General features: G+C 65.6%; 16 protein-coding genes. All 16 read right to left on the reverse strand.

The genetic code is table 11. From position 1 onward, the window contains the following. Window position 1: 1 nt before the first annotated feature. Window positions 2–1,318, reverse strand: coding sequence for a type IVB secretion system protein IcmH/DotU (gene icmH / locus LN450_RS08620; RefSeq protein WP_011347365.1), 1,317 nt, complete (start codon window positions 1,316–1,318; stop codon window positions 2–4). Between the two features lies 1 nt (window position 1,319). Then, on the reverse strand, window positions 1,320–2,657 hold the full coding sequence (gene tssK / locus LN450_RS08625) for a type VI secretion system baseplate subunit TssK (RefSeq protein ID WP_011347364.1): 1,338 nt from the start codon (window positions 2,655–2,657) through the stop codon (window positions 1,320–1,322). Beyond that, on the reverse strand, window positions 2,654–4,039 hold the full coding sequence (gene tagH, locus LN450_RS08630) for a type VI secretion system-associated FHA domain protein TagH (RefSeq protein WP_011347363.1): 1,386 nt from the start codon (window positions 4,037–4,039) through the stop codon (window positions 2,654–2,656). Before tagH ends, tssK begins: the two co-directional genes overlap by 4 nt. Further along, window positions 4,036–4,575, reverse strand: a complete 540-nt coding sequence (locus LN450_RS08635) for a DUF6931 family protein (protein WP_011347362.1) — start codon at window positions 4,573–4,575, stop codon at window positions 4,036–4,038. Before LN450_RS08635 ends, tagH begins: the two co-directional genes overlap by 4 nt. Window positions 4,576–4,583: 8 nt before the next feature. Then, complete coding sequence (locus tag LN450_RS08640; RefSeq protein WP_039417400.1) at window positions 4,584–6,521, reverse strand: type VI secretion system Vgr family protein; 1,938 nt, start codon at window positions 6,519–6,521, stop codon at window positions 4,584–4,586. Window positions 6,522–6,697: 176 nt separating this feature from the next. After that, complete coding sequence (locus LN450_RS08645) at window positions 6,698–7,267, reverse strand: toll/interleukin-1 receptor domain-containing protein (protein WP_011347360.1); 570 nt, start codon at window positions 7,265–7,267, stop codon at window positions 6,698–6,700. Continuing rightward, the gene (locus LN450_RS08650; protein WP_011347359.1) at window positions 7,264–7,743 is read right to left on the reverse strand and encodes a hypothetical protein; all 480 of its coding nucleotides are present in this window, start codon (window positions 7,741–7,743) and stop codon (window positions 7,264–7,266) included. Before LN450_RS08650 ends, LN450_RS08645 begins: the two co-directional genes overlap by 4 nt. Next, complete coding sequence (locus tag LN450_RS08655) at window positions 7,728–7,925, reverse strand: hypothetical protein (RefSeq protein ID WP_039417404.1); 198 nt, start codon at window positions 7,923–7,925, stop codon at window positions 7,728–7,730. Before LN450_RS08655 ends, LN450_RS08650 begins: the two co-directional genes overlap by 16 nt. A 331-nt stretch (window positions 7,926–8,256) precedes the next feature. Next, window positions 8,257–8,799, reverse strand: a complete 543-nt coding sequence (locus LN450_RS08660) for a hypothetical protein (RefSeq protein ID WP_074038552.1) — start codon at window positions 8,797–8,799, stop codon at window positions 8,257–8,259. 207 nt (window positions 8,800–9,006) lie between these two features. Continuing rightward, a complete protein-coding gene (locus tag LN450_RS08665) occupies window positions 9,007–9,555 on the reverse strand; it encodes a hypothetical protein (RefSeq protein ID WP_011347357.1) in 549 nt (182 codons plus the stop codon). Window positions 9,556–9,746: 191 nt separating this feature from the next. Then, window positions 9,747–10,196 (reverse strand): hypothetical protein, encoded by a 450-nt coding sequence (locus tag LN450_RS08670; protein WP_039417406.1) that lies wholly within the window; start codon window positions 10,194–10,196, stop codon window positions 9,747–9,749. An 11-nt stretch (window positions 10,197–10,207) separates the two neighbouring features. Beyond that, window positions 10,208–12,946 carry a type VI secretion system ATPase TssH gene (tssH, locus tag LN450_RS08675; protein ID WP_074038553.1) on the reverse strand — a complete coding sequence of 913 codons (2,739 nt, stop codon included), beginning with the start codon at window positions 12,944–12,946 and terminating at the stop codon, window positions 10,208–10,210. 32 nt (window positions 12,947–12,978) lie between these two features. Further along, complete coding sequence (tssG, locus tag LN450_RS08680) at window positions 12,979–13,989, reverse strand: type VI secretion system baseplate subunit TssG (protein ID WP_011347354.1); 1,011 nt, start codon at window positions 13,987–13,989, stop codon at window positions 12,979–12,981. Next, window positions 13,953–15,830, reverse strand: coding sequence for a type VI secretion system baseplate subunit TssF (gene tssF, locus LN450_RS08685; RefSeq protein ID WP_008571950.1), 1,878 nt, complete (start codon window positions 15,828–15,830; stop codon window positions 13,953–13,955). Before tssF ends, tssG begins: the two co-directional genes overlap by 37 nt. Window positions 15,831–15,832: 2 nt before the next feature. Continuing rightward, complete coding sequence (gene tssE, locus LN450_RS08690; RefSeq protein WP_008571949.1) at window positions 15,833–16,336, reverse strand: type VI secretion system baseplate subunit TssE; 504 nt, start codon at window positions 16,334–16,336, stop codon at window positions 15,833–15,835. Then, entirely contained in the window at window positions 16,324–17,157 is an 834-nt protein-coding gene (locus LN450_RS08695; protein WP_039416793.1) for a type VI secretion system accessory protein TagJ, read from the reverse strand. Before LN450_RS08695 ends, tssE begins: the two co-directional genes overlap by 13 nt. Window positions 17,158–17,188 lie beyond the last annotated feature (31 nt).

Consider the following 17,188-nt stretch of genomic DNA (forward strand, 5'->3'; position numbering starts at 1 on the left):
GTCAGGTCTCGGGAATCAACAGGATTTCGACGCGCCGATTGCGCGCACGGTTGCCGGGCAGCTGCGGCGGTAACGCAATGGGCTGGGAATCGCCCGCGCCGCTGGTCTGGACGCGGCGCGGGTCGCGCAAGCCGGCCGCCAACACGGCGCCCACGCTCTGGGCGCGGCGCGCCGACAAGGCGAAGTTGTCCTTGAAGCGCAGCGAGCGCACCGGTTGGTCGTCGGTATGTCCCACCACCACCACCCGCCCCGGCACCTGTTCCAGCGCCGCAGCAACGCGTTCGAGCAGGCGGGTCTGATCGGCATCCAACTCCGCGCTCCCGCTGGGGAACATGGACGCACTGGCCAGCCGCACCGTGCTGCGACCATCGCCCTCGGTCTGGACGGTCAGCCATCCTGCGCGTTGCTCGGCGGCCAGCAGCGGTGCAAGCGCTGCGCTGGTTGCGGGTGTGGCCGCCGCCGGGATCGGCAACGTCACCCGCTCCAGGCCGATGCGCGCCAGCTGCGCGCTGATCGGCGCGGTCAGCGCATTGAGGCGCGCATGCAACCACACGAACGCCAGCAGCACGATGCACAGCGAGGCCAGCGTCGCGATCCACAGCGGCGTGGCCGCCGTATTGCGCAGCAACGGTGCCTGCGCGCCTTGCCAGTTGGGCGACAGCTCGGCGGGCGCCGGCAGGCGCTGGCGCTGGATGAGTTGGTACAGCTCGGCCTGGCGATCGGCCAGCCGCGCGCGCCCGCCCTGTTCCACCCGATAGCGACCGCCAAAGCCGAGCGCCAAGGCCAGATACAGCAGCTCCAGCAGGTCCAGGTGCCGCGCCGGATCGCGCGCCAGCCGATCGAGCAGGTCGAAGACCTTGGCGCCGCCATAGGTCTCGCCGTGGAAGGTCACCAGCAAGGTGCGCTGCGACCAGCCGCTGCCCTCGCCCCACGGCGCGGCCAGCACGGCTTCGTCCAGCAGCGTGCACAGCACATAGCGCGCGGCGATGCCGGTCTTGTCGTCGATGCCCTGTTGCCGCAGCTCCTGCTCGAAGCGCTGCAGGCGCGTGCTGCAGTGTTCGCGCAAGGTGGCGATGTCCGGCGTCTGCGTGGAGTGTCGTAACTGCACCGCCAGCAACAGCAGCGGCGTGGCGGCGCGCACCACCGCATTGCCCTGCATCGCGCCCGGCGCCGCACGCATGGCGGCATCCAGGTCGGGCGGTTGCACGGTGCGCGTCGTCGCCTGGCGAGCCGGCGTGGCGGCAGCGGGCCGCGGCGCCGGCGTCGCGCTGCGGACCACGGTGGCATCGTCGTCGTGTTGGTCGACCGTATTGCTCATCTCAATTCCTCACCGCCCACAGCTCCAGTTCCAGGCCGGGAAAACCGCTGCCGAAATGCAGCGCCACGCCACCGGAGGTGCGCAGCGTCTTCCACAGCGACGATTGCCGATCGAGTTCGAAGTAGGCGCAACCGGCGTGATACGGCACCTGCCGCGGCGCCATCGCCAGCGCGCTCACGGCCACCCCTGGCAATTGCAGGTTCACCAGGTCGCGAATCTTCTCCACCGGGCCGATCTTCGATTCGGTGGGCAGCCGCTTGCGCAAGTCTTCGGCGCGCAGATCGGCCTTGACCGCCAGCACGAACGCCGCCGAGTCCAGCAAGGCCGGATCGGGCACCATGCCCACCCATACGCCGTACTTGCGTTGCTGCAAGGGCACGGCAATCGCCGACTGTTCGAGCACCGCGCTCAGGCTTTCGCGCAAGGACGCCACCACCGGCTCGAAGCTCGCCTGCAACGCATCGTGTGCATACGGCGGGAATGGCCCGCTGCGTTTGCTGGCACGGGTGAAGGTCGCCAGTTCGCCGGCCATCCCCAGCAGCACGCAGTACAGCGCTTCGGGATGCTCCAGCGGCGCGCTCGCCCAATGCGCCACCAGCGGTTGGTAGCGGTTGATCACCTGCAGCATCAGCACGTCGGCGATTTCCGCCACGCCACCCCGGTCGCTGCCGGCCACGCGTTCGGCCAGCGCCTGGCCGCGCTGGTGCAATAGTCCCAGCAACTCGGCCAGCAGCGTAGATAGGCGCGCTGCGCCTTCGATCCGGCTGGCGGTCGGGATGAAGGCGTCATCGAGAATCACCCGTCGATCGGCGCGGCATTCGACGATGCGCGCCATCGGCACCTCCACCAGCCCTTCGCCCGGTTCGGACTGCAGGCGCAGGCGACTGGCCAACACGCCCACTTCCAGCAGCACGGTACCGGCGATGCTGCCGGAGGCATCGCCGACTTCCGCTTCGCCCACGCGATACCGCGCCAGCCGACTGCCATCGCCATCAGGCCAGGCGCTATCGGGTTGGGCGGTTGCGCGCAGCGGCAGCGCCAGGCTCACCACCTGGTCGCGGCAGTTGGCCGGCACGTCCAAGGCTGGCGGCGCCGGATCGCGATCGGGAATGGAAAACGGCGTGCCGTCAGGAAAGCAACCGCGGGCGCGGCGGATGCCGAGCTTGCCGATGGCAAGCAGTTCCGGCTCCAACTCCAATTGGCTGAATCCCCACGCATGCGGCCGCAGCGCACCGGCCTGCAGTTCCATGTAGCGCTCGAGATAGCGCTCCTGTTGTTGCATGTGCTGCGGGCGCAGGAACAGGCCCTCGCTCCAGATCACCTTGTTGTAGGGGGTCATGCTCGGTCGCCGTCTGCGGGTTGGGCCTGCGTCTTGGCGCGGGCCAGCTGTTGTTCGTAGGCGCGGGCGAACTCTTCGCCGAACAGGCGGCGGAAGCGCTCGTCAGGATCGCCGAGCAGCTCGCGGTAGTGCTGCGCGTAGCGTCGCCAGGGCCGATTGCCCCAGGCGGCGAGCGCGGAATGGCCGGCGGCGTCTGCCTCGAAGCGCGCCGGATCGAACTGGGTGAACACATGCTCGAAGGCCGCACGCATGCCGGCCAGCAAGGCCACCTGGTGACGCCCGATGTCTTCCATGGCTTCGTCGATCGCAGCCGCACCGGTCAGATAGCCGGGGCCTGCTGGCGCCAACAGGCGAGCGACCGCTTCGTCCACGGTGGCGGCGAACTTGAGGGGATTGTTCTCCGTGCGCTGGATCAGCGTGACCGGCAGGCGCAGGCTGTTCTTCAGCTCGGCGCGTGCGCGCAATACATCCATCAGGCCTGCGGTCATGGCGGCGAACAGCGCAGGCAGTTCGGGTGCATCCGGCGACTGTGCGACGACCGGCTGCGCCGCGGTGGGGACCGTGGTGGACGTCGATGCCGGCGCGACTTCGCTTGCCGAGGCCGGCATTGGCATTGGTGTCGGTGTCGGTGCTGGCGCCGCGGCGACGACGGAGACTGGTGCGGGCTGCAACGGCCTTTGTACGGCCGCGATTGCATCGGCAGCCGGCGGCAACGCAAATTCGCTGCGTGTCAGATCCCAATGCTCGGGCAACACGACGCCAGCGGCAGCCGGCACGGCCACGGGGGCACGGTAAGCGTCAGCCATTGCCGGCGCATGCCCCAGCCCGAACGCCGCCGCATCGCCCTGGCTGCCGGCCAGCGTGAACGAGGTGGCGAACAAGGCCAGCGGGTCGGTGTCGGCCGGTTGCGTCGACGCTGCCCCAAGTTCGGCAAACACATCGCGCTCGCGCTCCAGCGGCGGTTGCTGGGATGGCTGCGGTGGTGGCGTCGGCGACAGTGTCCACGGCTCGGCGTGATTCCAGGTCTGCGTGGCCGCCGGAACAGCGGTGACGCCTGCGCCTTCCACCGCCACGTCGATCTCGAAGGCATCGATGCGCAAGGCGTCGCCGGCATGCAGCGGCACCGGGAAGCCGGCACGCAGCGGCACGCCGTTATGCAGGACACCGTTGGTGCTGTGATCCTCGATGAAATACACGCCGTCGAGATAGCGCACGCTGGCATGCAGACGCGATACGCCTTCGCCTTCCAGCACCCAGTCGCAGGAGGCGTCGCGGCCGATGCGCCCGCCTTCTGCCGCGAAGCTGGCCTGCGGCGGCCTGCTGCCCGACACCGCCTGCGCATCGCGCACCGTCAGCGTCAGCCGGGGTGACACCGCGCTCATGGCGTACGCTCGCGCACGCGCAATCCGGACAGCAGCCGTGCGGCATCTTCGCTCCAGCGCACCAATTGCGCTTCGAAGGTTGCAGGCTCGCGCCCAGCCAGATGCAGCAACGCCGCCACGGCCGCCGCCGCGGTCAGGTGGTCGGCCACCGGCGGGCCGTCCTCCTCGCTCAGGCTGCCATCGCTCCAGGCCGCGGCCGCCGCCAGCCAGGCGCCGACCGATTGATAGTCGTCGTCGGCGGCGAATGCACGTGCGCTCTCGCGCTGGGTGGGACCCGGCTGCTGCACCCACGCCTGCGCCAACCGCAGACCTTCGCTGTCGTGGCCGCTGAGCGTTTGCGCGCGCATGCACTGGCACAGCCACGCCACCGCATACGGCCTGGGCAACAAGCGCAACGCCAACGGCAACGCGTCCTGGGCAAGCCCGCGCGCCAGCAATTCGCGCACGGCAGTCTCCGGCGCCATGTCCGGCGCCAGGGCGGCATGCGCGCAGGGTGAGAGCCGCATCTGCCGCGCGGCGGGAAGAATCTGCAACATGGCGGTCCTCAGGCGATGATGGGCGGAGTGCCCTTGAGCACGGCCGGACCGGACGACTGCAATAGCAGCGCCGCGTTGGCGCGCGCGGTGGTCACGGCGTTCGATTGCAATAGCACCGAAGCGTTCGAGCGCAGGGTCAGGTTGGCCATCGCGCTGACGTCGACACTAACGCCGCCCTGGATGCCGACGCTGACGCGTCCATCGAGCGTGAGCCGGGTGCCGCTGAGTACGATCTCGCCGCTGGCCTTCAGCTGCAGGCGGGCCATGCCGGTCACCAGCTCGATCTCGCTGCCGGCTTGGATGCGCAGCGCCTTGCCCACGTCCAGACGGTCGTTGCCGCCCACGGTGTGGCTGCGTTCGCGTTTGACCTCCGCGGTCTCGTTGCGATCGACAGTGACGAAATGGTCGTTCTCCACTTCGTGGCGCAGATCGCGCTGCGCATGCAGCAGCAGCTCTTCATTGCCCTTCTTGTCGTCGAAACGGATCTCGTTGTAGTCCTCGGCGCCGCCCAACAAGCTGCGGCTCTTCACTCCGCTGCGGGTGCGGTGCTCGGGCAGTGCATACGGCGGCATCTGGTCGGCGTTGTAGACGCTGCCGATGATCAGCGGACGATCCGGATTGCCTTCCAAAAAGCTCACCACCACCTCCTGGCCGACACGCGGAATGTGCTGCGCGCCCCAGCGTTTGCCCGCCCACGCCTGCGCCACGCGTACCGGGCACGAACAGTAGGCGTTCGGCGTTCCTGGCGGGCTCCAGAAGAAATTCACCTGGACGCGGCCGTGCTGGTCGACCGCGATGTCCTCGGGCGTCTTGCCGTCGACCACCGCGGTCTGCAATCCGGCGATGCTGGGACGCGGTGTGGTCTGCGGGCTGCGGTAAGGCTGCCGGCTGCGCAGCGCACGGAACGTGGACGCAAACGGCTCGGCAACCGTCTCGCCACCGGACACATAATCCACTTCGACCAATTCGGTGTTCGCGCTGGTCACCAGGTATTCCTGATTGTGCTCGGCCAGCGGGAAGTCGCGTAGCTTGAACAACGCGCCCACCTGCAAACCGCAGGCATCGGTCCAGCCCTGGTACTGCGCCTGCGCCACGTTGAGTGCTTCGGCACGCACCTGTGCGTGGCGGCGGCCGGCGGCGATATCGAGATGCTCGCCGGGATAGTCGAACACCTCCAGCTCACCCAACGCCGGTCCGGAGGACTCGGCAGGGGTCTCGTTCACCCGCAGCGACGCCTTGGGCTTGAGATAGTCGTAGTCGTCCAACCGCACGCGCGTGCTGTGCGCGCTGCGCGCCAGCGACCAGTCGGTGATTGCGTCCTTCATCCGGCTGCCCTTCTGTCCGGGCGGGCAGTACGGAATCTGCGCGAACGGCGCCACCGCCTCGTGGCCGCCAAGGCTATCGGCCAGCACCAGCGTATGGGTGCTGGCGCTGTGTTCGAAGTAGTAGTAGATGCCCTCCTGCTCCATCAGCCGGCTGACGAAGTCCAGCCCGCTCTCGCGGTACTGCACGCAATATTCGCGCGGCCGGTAGCTCGCGCTCAGGCGCAACTTGACGTCGGTGCAGCCAACGTCGGCCAGCAATGCGCGCACCAGCTCCGGCACGCTCTTGTTCTTGTAGATGCGGCAATCGCGGCGCTGCCCGAGCAACCACAGCTTGGGCACCAGCGAAAAGGCATAGGTGGCGTAGCGCAGCCCCTCGATCTGCTCGAAACCGGTCTGCTCGGCTTCGGCGACAATGCCGTGGTAGTGCCGCACGTAGCCCTGAGGCGAAGTGACCTTGACCGCCATCGGCTTGCCCAGCAAAGCGCGCAGGTCGATGGCCACATCGCGGCTGATGCCATGCAAGACGAACGCATACGGGCGCCCCAGCGCCTCGTGCGCGCTCATCCGCACAAAGCGCAGCGTCTTGCCCAGCGGCGACTGCAGGGTAATGGCATGGGCCATGGTCAGGCTCCCGGAGTGGTCTTGCGGTACATAGGCGCAGGGCTCGATGGCATGCGATGACTTTGCCGGCCGCGCTGGTGTGCAGGGAAATCGATAATCGCGATGCCACACATACCGTCGACGAGTAGGTCTTCCCGCCCACGCCATGGCATCGCCTCGATGCCCGGCATGCGCTCTCAACGGATCAGCTGCTGGATCTGGGCGAGCACCCGCGCATAATCCGTGCTCGACAGGATGTAGTCCCCTTTGTCCCAGGCCAGCCCGCAGCGCCCGCCATCGGTTTTGGCGACCGGTATCCGGGTCACGCCATCGCCACGACTTCCAGGCAATGTGCAGGCATCGGTGGTGAATTCCAGTATCAGCCCGCGTAGCTGTCGGTCTGCAGGACGCCCCGCCTTCTGACCGATGAACTGGTCCCATTCCTGCCGGCACCACTGGCTGTCCCTGAACTCGTCCGTGTAGCAAAACAACATCAACTGCGCCTGGCGCATCGCCGCCTGATAGAGCGCATTCCAGTCCTCGCGCATCGCACCGATGGGCATTGCGCCCGTCGGCGAACGCATGTGCGCGCGGGTATCGGGAGCGACCGTGGCACGATCGTCGATGGACCGCGACACGATCGAATCGACATACACCGCATCGATGTCGTAGAGCCCAAGGCTCTTCATCAACTCGCTACGCAGCCAGTGCATGAAGGTCGAGCCATGGTTGGCCATGGCGAAGCTGGTGAGGATTCTGCAGCTCATGCGCTCACCCGCCTTGCAGGATCCTGCACGCGCGATCGCAGCATTACTCCACGGGGATCCCGAAATCCAACTCGTTCATGGCCTACATGGCCTACCCAATGCAAGCCGGCTTGGCCGTGCGCCCCTGTCACTGCGTTGTCCATGTCGTTCTCCGTAATAGTCGTTGAATCGTGCAGCGCATCAACCGAGGAATGCCCCGATCGGATTAGCACGTGCCGCCGCCAGACGCTGCCTTCCGCGCGCAGGCCGGGTTTGATCCACTCCTCCACAAGGCCGTCCTCGCTGCTCGGCGCATAGCCGGACTCCTCGACGTAGCGCGAGCTGAAGTCCTTCGGCAGTCCCATCTGCGCCATGCCCGCGTCGTACTGGCGCCGCGTGATCAGATCCTTGTGTCTCTGTCGCCATCCTTGAACAGCGCCGTGTTCAGCGTCACGAACGGCAGCATCTTCTTGTCGTTGCGCTAACTGTCGATCCACGCATCGCCCTCGCCCTGCGCATCACGCCAGGGGCGGAACGCATTCTTCAGACAGCGCAGGTTGTTTTCGCTCGGCGTCCTGCCATACGCGTCGATCAGGATGTCCAGCGCAGGCAGCTCGGCACTGCACGGGTGCAGCACGCGCGAGGCCTGCTGGATCCAATGCGTGTATGTGAAAGGCAATGTGGGCGCGAGGTGTCCTGGCTGGCCATGTCGTGCTTCGTTGCTGGTTTTCGTCATCTCATAGATTTGTGCACGGACGCCTGCGGTGCGCCACCATCAGGCAACTGCCTCCCTGCTTGGTTACCGTCACGGCGCACGTAAACGTGACGATGCATGTGTCATCGCTTGTTGCCGTTCGACCCCATGGTTCTCATTCGCCAACAAAAAATCAGATCACACACCCGAACAGCCCGCAGGGACTTATCGGAAGTCAATCCGACCTCGTTACTCCAACCCCGCTACTCCACGCGTGTTGGCCGTGTCCCGGACTTGCTTGCTCCCGAAACGGGCTTCAATCCCGCCAGAACCTCATCTTTTTAATCGCAGAGATGAGCCTTGAGTTCGGCTCTTTACCTGAAACCACGGTAATTGCAGAGATGAACCTTGAGTTCGGGTTTTTACCTGAAACCACGGTAATAGCCAGACTCCGATCATCGTTTGTGATCAGTCCGTAGCATCCGGCCAAGGAACGTCCCTTGGTGTCGACGTAATCGGATGGACGAAACTCAAGAACGTTCGTCGAAGTGCTCCTAATTTGGTCCCAGGCGCTCTTGCAATCATTTCCTTCACCCGTCGACACGTGGCAAACCATTCTCCGCCCGTCCTGAGCAGTGTAGGCAGCCATCAAGCAGCCGCTAAAGTTGTAACTGATCACATCCAGTCCTCCCGAATGGACTGCACTGATGGCATTCGGGATGAAAGGAAGGTACTTCGTGGCGTACCCCTCCAGTACCGTGCCGGGCACCTCTATCAAGCCACCGCTGCCTGTTAGCTCTCCTTCATTTCTAGGGAGCCAGCTGGCGTCATCGCCAACATTGATCTTCTTTTCCAACATGTAAGCCTCCTCTCATGTGCACATGTGTTCTTTGTCGCGGGGTATCGCCCCGCCTGGTAGCTATCAATGAACATCGTCCACCGAGCTAAGGGAAGTTGACTCTGACCCAAGTTTTCCGGAGGGCGCTTTGCGGTATCGCTCTCTCTGCGGCGGGAAGATGCGATGCATGTCCGCTGGCGCGTTCGTTTGTCTTGCTAGCTCCGAAGGTCATACGTCGACGAAATGGCGCCGCAGCCTGTGCCAGCGACTGACCGTGAAGTCCGCACTGCGGTTGTGAACGGGCAGCCCTCCATTCGGCACTCCGCTCTCGCCATTGGTGACGTTGCTTACTCCCACCTTCGTCGAATTCTTGAAGGTGATCTGCGGAATGTCGTGGCCGTTATGCTCAAAGAAGAGGTGGTACGCGACATTCGTCTCTGCCTTGCGGTGCCTGGTGATATCGAAAGACTGCGTGGGCAGGTCGACAGCCAGCTGAGCCCGCACCCAATCGCGCAGCGCCGTGGGGTCATGGTGGGTGAAGTGACCCACGATGAGCAGCCTGCGGGGTGTCCCGCTTCTGGCATAGTCAAGAAACTTTGCGGCCCCCTGCGCGGCCATGCCCTTGTCGATCGAGTCGAGCGTCTTCACCGTGACGTGCCAACCGACGAGTTCATCCGGCAACACGACGACTACCGCCACGCATGAACTGACGTTCGGAAAGGCCAGCACGCGACCATGGGCTGCGGTTTCTTCTGTGATGTACTTTGCATTGACCATTTCGGATCCCGTTCTTGTTGATGCAGCGATGGAGAAGCGTCGAAGCACACCTTCTGCAGCCAACTATCACTAGACGCGAACCGACGTTTCGCGTCAGATGCGCGCTGCGCGACTGGGTCTGGCAGCGGACGTCCTCGGATCGCAGCTTTTCTGCAATTGCATGCACGGCCGGCGATCAAATGAGTACGCATCTATCCTCGCGTCTTTTCATAGATCACCTCGTGCTTTCGTACACGACCCATCTGCAGATCGCTTCGATCAGCCTTCCAAAGTCGGCATTGACCGACCTTCGCGTTCCATACCGTGTCACGCGCCACGACAACCGGCTTTTCCTTTCCCACCGTGGCATAAAAGGTAAAAGCTCGACCCAACTGGCCGAGATGGCGACGAACTTCAACAATCATCCATTTCTGGCAGTCCGCGCAGATCGTCATGTTGACTTCGATGGTGATCTCGAATGGCGTTCCGTCCGCGGTCGCCCGTACTTCACGACAGATCCTTGGCCATGCCTCTCGCCAGGCTTTGCGTTCGGCGTGATCGGCGAGATCGTTGACCGGCCCTCCCCGCCTCCCACCACCCATGGCGGCATCGCTGCTGCCGTACTCGATACCATTCAGATACACCGTCGCCTTGGCCACCATGTTTTCTGCCCTCAGAATTCGTAGAAAAAGCCATCCGCCACGGCCGATGCGCGCGAATGATTGATTTTCTTGCCCTCAATCACCCGAGTGAGAAACTGCCGACTGATCTCCGGCAACATCGAGTTAGTCAAAATCGCATCAATCATTCGTCCGCCCGACTCGCTTTCAGTGCACCGCGATACCACCAGCTCCACCACCGAGTGGTCGTACTCGAACGGAATCTTGTAGCGCTCCTCGATGCGCTTCTTGATGCGATTCAACTGCAACCGCACGATCTGGCCGAGCATGTCGTTGCTCAGCGGGTAATACGGAATCGCCACCAGCCGCCCGAGCAATGCCGGCGGAAACACCTTCAACAACGGCTCGCGGATGGCCTTGGCCATGGCTTCCGGGTCGGGTATCAGCTCCGGGTCCTTGCACAGGCTGGCGATCAGGTCGGTGCCGGCGTTGCTGGTGAGGATGATCAAGGTATTGCGGAAGTCGATGCGGCGGCCTTCGCCGTCTTCCATCCAGCCCTTGTCGAAGACCTGGAAGAACAGTTCGTGCACGTCCGGGTGGGCTTTCTCCACTTCGTCCAGCAGCACCACCGAGTACGGCTTGCGGCGCACCGCTTCGGTGAGCACGCCGCCTTCGCCGTAGCCCACATAGCCCGGCGGTGCACCCTTGAGCGAGGAGACGGTATGCGCTTCCTGGTACTCGCTCATGTTGATGGTGATCAGATTTTGTTCGCCGCCGTACAAGGTTTCGGCCAGCGCGAGTGCGGTTTCGGTCTTGCCGACGCCGGAGGTGCCGGCCAGCAGAAACACGCCGATCGGTTTGTCCGGGTTGTCCAGACCGGCGCGGCTGGTCTGGATGCGCTTGGCGATCATTTCCATGGCGTGGTCCTGGCCGATCACGCGCTTGGCCAGCAGGTCGGGCAGGCGCAGCACGGTGTCGATCTCGTTGCGCGCCATGCGCCCGACCGGGATGCCGGTCCAGTCGGCGACCACGGCGGCGACCGCCTGGTAATCGACCGTGGGTAGGATCAGCGGCGATTCGCCTTGTAATGCTGCCAGTTCAGCCTGCACCAGCTGCAGACGTGCCAGTAAGGTGTCGCGATCAACTTGTACCGGTGCGTCGAGCACGGCAGTGTCGCCAGACGCCGACTGCGCGACAGCGGCATCTGCGGCGGCATCTGCGTCGGTGTCGGCCTCTGCTTCCAACGCACTGCCGGTGCCTTCCACCGATGAATTACTGCTACGCAGTTGTGCGCGCAACGACAACAGCTCGTCCACCAATGCCTTCTCGCCAACCCAGCGCTGGTCCAGCTCGCGCAGGCGGCTATGCTCGCTTTGCAGCAGGTTGGCGCAAGCGGCAGCACGCTCCTCCACCACGATACCAATCGCACGCTCGCGTTCGATGATGGCGTGTTCGGTCTCCAGCGATTCGATGCGGCGGCGACTGTCGTCCACTTCCGCAGGCGTAGCGTGCAGGCTCACCGCCACGCGCGCGCAGGCGGTGTCGAGTAGGCTCACCGATTTGTCCGGCAGCTGCCGCGCCGGGATGTAGCGGTGACTGAGCTTGACTGCCGCTTCCAGCGCTTCGTCCAGGATCTGCACACGGTGGTGCTGTTCCATCATCGAAGCGACGCCGCGCATCATGCGCACCGCCTTGGCTTCGTCCGGCTCGTCCACCTGCACGGCCTGGAAACGTCGCGTCAATGCCGGATCCTTTTCGATGTACTTCTTGTACTCGGCAAACGTGGTCGCCCCCACGGTGCGCAAGGTGCCACGCGCCAGTGCGGGCTTGAGCAGGTTGGCCGCATCGCCGGTACCGGCCGCGCCACCGGCGCCGACCAGGGTGTGGGTTTCGTCGACAAACAAAATGATCGGCTTGGGGCTGGCCTGCACTTCGTCGATGACTGCGCGCAGGCGTTGCTCGAATTCGCCCTTCATGCTGGCGCCGGCCTGCAGCAGGCCCACATCCAGCGTGCGCAGCTGCACATCCTTCAACGCGGGCGGCACATCGCCGCGCGCGATGCGTTGTGCGAAGCCTTCCACCACCGCGGTCTTGCCGACACCGGCCTCGCCGACCAGGATCGGGTTGTTCTGGCGGCGGCGCATCAGGATATCGACGACCTGGCGGATCTCGTCGTCGCGGCCGATGATCGGGTCTAGCTTGCCCTCGCGTGCTTGTGCGGTGAGGTCGACCGTATACAGCGCGAGCGCGGCAGTCCCACCAGCGGCGGCTGGTCCGGCGGGAGCGCTGGCCGCCGCAATATCGGTGGCATCGTCCTCCGGCGAGCCGGCGACGATGGCGTCCAGATCGTCGGCCAGCGCCTCTGCGCGCAGCTTGCCGAACTCGCTGGACATTGCCAGCAAGCCGTTGCGCAGGCTGCGCGTATGCAGGATCGCCACCAGCAGGTCGCCGCCCCGGATGCGCTGCCGGCCGTAGCGCAGCGTGCAGTGCACCCAGGCGCGTTCCACTGCCTCCTCCACGCTGGCCGACAGATCGAAATGCCCGCCACCGCCACGCGGCAGCCGATCGAGCGCTGCGGTCAGGTCCTGCGCAAGTCGCGCCGCATCGAGCGAAAAATGACGCACGATGCGATGCAGGTCGCCGTCTTGCGCCTGCAGCAACTGATGCAGCCAATGCAGCAGATCCACCTCGCGGTCGCCACGCAGCCTGCAGAAGGCGGTGGCCGATTCGATGCCGCGATACGTGGTCTTGTTGAGCTTGCCGAACAAGGCGGCGCGACTGATGTCTGCCATGGGAACTCCAGAAAAGTGGATACAGAGGTCGATCAGGACGGTGCGAGTACAAGCTGGTCGGCATCGCGCGGGCGGCGATAGTGGCCGAGCCAGAGCGACAGGCCGATGCGCTGGCCCTGCCCCATCAGCGGCAACGGGACGTCTTCGCGCGCCAGCACCAATTGCAGGTCCCAGGCCTGCTCGTCGCCGACGTAGCCGCGTACTGCGGCGGTCAGTACTTCCAGGGCCGGGCCGCCCGGCAGGAACTCGCGGTAGCGGGCGATCTCCAAGGGGCCGATCCGCAGGCGAAAGCGGTGTTGGGCGTTGCGCGCCGATGCGCCTAGCGTGGCGTCACGCCCCATGCGCGCAGCAGCACGTCCCATCCGCAGCCGTCCTTCTTCGGGTAACGGCAACCAGTTGGCAACGAATTCCTGCACCTGCACGGAGACATCGAACAGGCCGATCAGCACCGCACGCAGGCCTTCGGCATTGCGTGCCTGGGCGACGAAGCGGCCAGCGAAGTGCCGGCGTGCGGCCAACGGCATCGCATCGCGGCCGCGCAGCGCGGGTTGGTCCACGCCGGTCAGCGCATCCAGCCGCGCGCCAAAGCGGTCCTCGCCCGGACGATCCATCTGCACGGTCGGGCGCGCATCGGCCCAGGCGCGGTACCACAGCGCGATCATGCGGTGGTGGAAGATGTCGGCGAAGGCGGCGAAGGTCGGGTCACCAGCCCCTTCGCGTTCGATCGCGTGTTCGGTCAGATGCAGCGGCAGCGCGCCATGCGGGCCGAACAAACCCAAGGCCAGCGTCCGCAGCGTCGGCGGAAGACCGTCCGGGCCCGGTTGCAGGCTGTCGATATCGCGCGGCGGGAACTCCAGCGAGGCGCGCTGCCCCAAGCGCACCGGCTCCTCCAACGGCCGTGCTGCCTGGCCCAGACGCGGTTGCGCCGGATGCTCGCACTCCAGCCGCCGCAACGCTTCGAACAACTCGAAGTCCTGCGGCTGCGCCTCCAGGTGCGCCAGCAACGCTACAGGATCGGCCGATTGCCGAGATGGGCTGGCCATCGGACGACCTCGTTACGTTCGAGCGTGCACAGCACGGTTTCGGTAAAGGAATTCAGCGATGCCTGGCGGGCGAAGACATGCCGCAGCACCGAGGCGAGCAGGTAGACGCCCTGCCCTTCGAACGCGGCGTCGTCGCAGGTCAAGGTGATCTCCAGCCCGCGGCCATAGGTGGCCGGGCCCGGCACCGGAATGCGGCGCACGATCGGGCGTGAGGCAATGCGGCGCACGCCCTCGACCTGGCGCCGCGCCGCGGCATCGTGCGGGTCGTGGTAGAGCGTGAGCATCTCGCGCACTGCGGTGGCGCCGTCGTCGCCGGCCTCCAGCAGCGAGAGATAGTTCAACTGAAGATGGCTGATCAGGCGCCAGCGGGTATCGCCGGCGGTCACGCCCGAGCGCGGTCGCGTTGGACCGGCCACGCAGCGGATCGCCGCCACCGGGCCGCCATCGTCCAGCACGAAGTCGGTGCTGGATTTGCCCACCGGCATATGCAGCGGCAGATCGCGGTTGCTGCACCACAGCTGCATGCCCAATTGCCGCAGCTGATGCGGATACGGCGCCTGATCGCCATCGACCAGCGACAGGAACACTTCGCTGCCGACGTAGCTCGAGCGCGGCCCGGTGCGGCGTTGCCCGGTCGACAGCCGCCGCGGCTGACGCCGCAGCGCATAAAACGCCGAGCGCCGCTCATGCCAGCTACGCGGCTGCGCGCCATAGAACGGCTCGAAACGCTGCATCGGCGTATTGCCATCGCCGAAGCCCTCGACCTGCTCCACGCCATGGATCTCGAAGTCCATCGGCCGCGTGCGGTCGGCCAGCACATGATGCTCGCAGATGCCGGGCTGCAGATGGATGCGATCGCCGCGCCTGGGGAACAGGTTGATGGCCGGGGTGCAATGCAGGCGGAAATTGCTCGCATCCACGGCATTGTCGAGCCGTTCGACGGCACGATCGAACCACACCACAATCTCGAACTCGGTGCACGCCGCGCGCGGCAGCACCTGTGCCAGGCCATCGAAGGCGGCGAACAGGAAGCGCTCTGGGCAAGCGAAGTATTCCTGCAACAGACGATAGCCGCTGAAGGAGCGCTCACTGCGCGGCAGCAATGCCTGCTCATCGTCGAAGCCCTGTGGCTGCAGATGCTCGGGGCCGAAGTTGCGACTGAGCACCTGCCCATCCGCGGCGCGGGCACGCACCACGAATCCCAACGCATTGGCATGCAGTTGCTCATAGAGGCTGCCGGCCAGTCCGTCGGCGCCGGTGATGAAGATCGGCAGTGTGTCCAGCGCCAGCATGTCCAGACGCAGCCCGGCATTCACAGTGAAAACCAACCGCAGGCCGGCGCGCGCGCGCGACTCGACCGGCACGCCAAGCGTGGCCAGCGCCGCCGGCGAGGCCAGGTAGCTGGCGGCGGTCAGACGCAGCGGCCACAGCGTCACCGCATGCGCCGTACGATACTCGCAGGCCGTGCGGTCGCCGTGCCCGATCAACGAGCGCAGCGCGCTGCCACGCGGCACAAGATGCCCCGCCGGACCGATGCCCTCGCCCTGCTCCGGTTGCAGCTCCACCACGGCCATCGACGGCACCGGCGACAGGAAGTGCGGATACAGCATGTCCATCAGGTGCTGGGCGAATACCGGTTGCTGTGCCTCCAATTCGAGTTGCACGCGCGCGGACAGGAACGCGAACCCTTCCAGCAGGCGTTCGACATACGGGTCGGCGCACTCGATGCCGCTCATGCCGAGCCGGCCGGCGACCTTCGGATACGCCTGCGCGAACTCCGCGCCCATCTCGCGCACATGCTGCAACTCGCGGTTGTAGTGGTGGAGCAGGCGCGGATCCATGCTCAGTGCGCTCCGGACGACAGACTGAAGCGACCGGTTTCCAGGTCGAGATCGGTGCGCAGATACAGCGCCAATGGCAATGGCTGCGCCCAGAGTTCGGAGTCGATGACGAAGGACAGCGACATGCGGTCCATGCGGCCGGTATCGACCTTGGCGGTGACCTGCAGGCTGGCCGCAGCGAGCCGCGGCTCGAACGCCACGATGGCGGCGTGGATACGGTTCTGCAGCTCGACCACGTCCAGTCCGGCCAGGCGCGCGCCGGCCAGATCGGGAATGCCGTAATTGAGCACCGAGGTGGCGACATGCGGATACGCTTGCAGTGCGTCCTCATGCCAATGGCGGGTGCAGTTGAGCAACCAGGTCAGGTCGCGCATGACGCAGTCGCGCAGCTTGGCCGGACCGATCGCGCGCGCGTCGCGGCTCTCGGCCAGCTCATGCCGACGGTCGTCGATCAAACGGTCCAGCAGCGAGGGCTGCAGCCGCTCTTGTTGGGTCAGTTCGGCCATGGCGCTGCCACCGCGGCGGTGTCGAATGCAATATGGCGAATATCGAGCAAGGGGTAGTCGTCTTCGCTGCCGGCCAGCAGGCGTTGCCCCAGACCGCAGGCAGACAGGTCTTCGCCCTGCCAGGTGATGCGCTTGCCGAGACGGATCGCGCCGTCGTCGCTGTGGTGGCTGCCGGGGTAACGACAAGGCACCACGCCACGGCTGTGCGTGCCGTCGCGCCATTGAATTTCCACCGATTGCCACAGCATGTCGCGCAGACTGCCAGGCACCTCGAAACGCAGGCTGCGCAGTTGGGCGAACGGCAGCCAGGCGTAGCCCGCTTCGAGGATGACCTCCAGGCAAGGCCCAAACCGTGGATCGGCGTCCGCCAACCAGTCGAAACGTTCGCCATCGACGTGCCCCGCGATGGCATCGGCTTGAGTCAGCGCCAGCGCACGCCGTCGTGCGGCCTGCGCTGGCTCGCCGTCGCGATCGTGTTGCAATGCCTGCAGCAGATCGTGTTGCCACTGCGGTACCTGACCAGGCATCAGTGGCATCATCCGACCGGCCAGCACCTGCTCGCGCTCACGTTCGGCGTCGAGAATGCACGCATACGCGCCAGCCACGCCGATCCAGGCCTGATCCAGGTCTGCCGCCAGCAGCAACTGCTGCCGCGCCCGCTCCCAGTCGCCCACCACGGCCAGCAGTTGGAACAAGCCGATGCGCGCTTGGGCATCGGCCGGGCATTGCCGCACCCACTCCTTGGCGGTGGCCAACGAGGCCTCGGGATTGTCTGCCTTGATCAGGCGGGCGCAGGCATGTTCGGGATGGACGGTGGACATCGACATTGGCGCTCCGGTCGGACTGCGTTGG

The sequence above is a fragment of the Xanthomonas euvesicatoria pv. euvesicatoria genome (genome assembly GCF_020880415.1).
Taxonomy (GTDB): Bacteria; Pseudomonadota; Gammaproteobacteria; order Xanthomonadales; family Xanthomonadaceae; genus Xanthomonas; species Xanthomonas euvesicatoria.

Excerpts from the sequence above, each read along its gene's own strand:
- LN450_RS08670 (WP_039417406.1), bottom strand. The coding sequence starts at position 10,196 with ATGGTGGCCAAGGCGACGGTGTATCTGAATGGTATCGAGTACGGCAGC.
- LN450_RS08635 (WP_011347362.1), bottom strand. The coding sequence starts at position 4,575 with ATGTTGCAGATTCTTCCCGCCGCGCGGCAGATGCGGCTCTCACCCTGC.
- tssF (WP_008571950.1), bottom strand. The coding sequence starts at position 15,830 with ATGGATCCGCGCCTGCTCCACCACTACAACCGCGAGTTGCAGCATGTG.
- LN450_RS08645 (WP_011347360.1), bottom strand. The coding sequence starts at position 7,267 with ATGAGCTGCAGAATCCTCACCAGCTTCGCCATGGCCAACCATGGCTCG.
- LN450_RS08665 (WP_011347357.1), bottom strand. The coding sequence starts at position 9,555 with ATGGTCAATGCAAAGTACATCACAGAAGAAACCGCAGCCCATGGTCGC.
- LN450_RS08695 (WP_039416793.1), bottom strand. The coding sequence starts at position 17,157 with ATGTCCACCGTCCATCCCGAACATGCCTGCGCCCGCCTGATCAAGGCA.
- tssG (WP_011347354.1), bottom strand. The coding sequence starts at position 13,989 with ATGGCCAGCCCATCTCGGCAATCGGCCGATCCTGTAGCGTTGCTGGCG.
- tssE (WP_008571949.1), bottom strand. The coding sequence starts at position 16,336 with ATGGCCGAACTGACCCAACAAGAGCGGCTGCAGCCCTCGCTGCTGGAC.
- LN450_RS08640 (WP_039417400.1), bottom strand. The coding sequence starts at position 6,521 with ATGGCCCATGCCATTACCCTGCAGTCGCCGCTGGGCAAGACGCTGCGC.
- LN450_RS08660 (WP_074038552.1), bottom strand. The coding sequence starts at position 8,799 with ATGTTGGAAAAGAAGATCAATGTTGGCGATGACGCCAGCTGGCTCCCT.
- tagH (WP_011347363.1), bottom strand. The coding sequence starts at position 4,039 with ATGAGCGCGGTGTCACCCCGGCTGACGCTGACGGTGCGCGATGCGCAG.
- tssH (WP_074038553.1), bottom strand. The coding sequence starts at position 12,946 with ATGGCAGACATCAGTCGCGCCGCCTTGTTCGGCAAGCTCAACAAGACC.
- icmH (WP_011347365.1), bottom strand. The coding sequence starts at position 1,318 with ATGAGCAATACGGTCGACCAACACGACGACGATGCCACCGTGGTCCGC.
- tssK (WP_011347364.1), bottom strand. The coding sequence starts at position 2,657 with ATGACCCCCTACAACAAGGTGATCTGGAGCGAGGGCCTGTTCCTGCGC.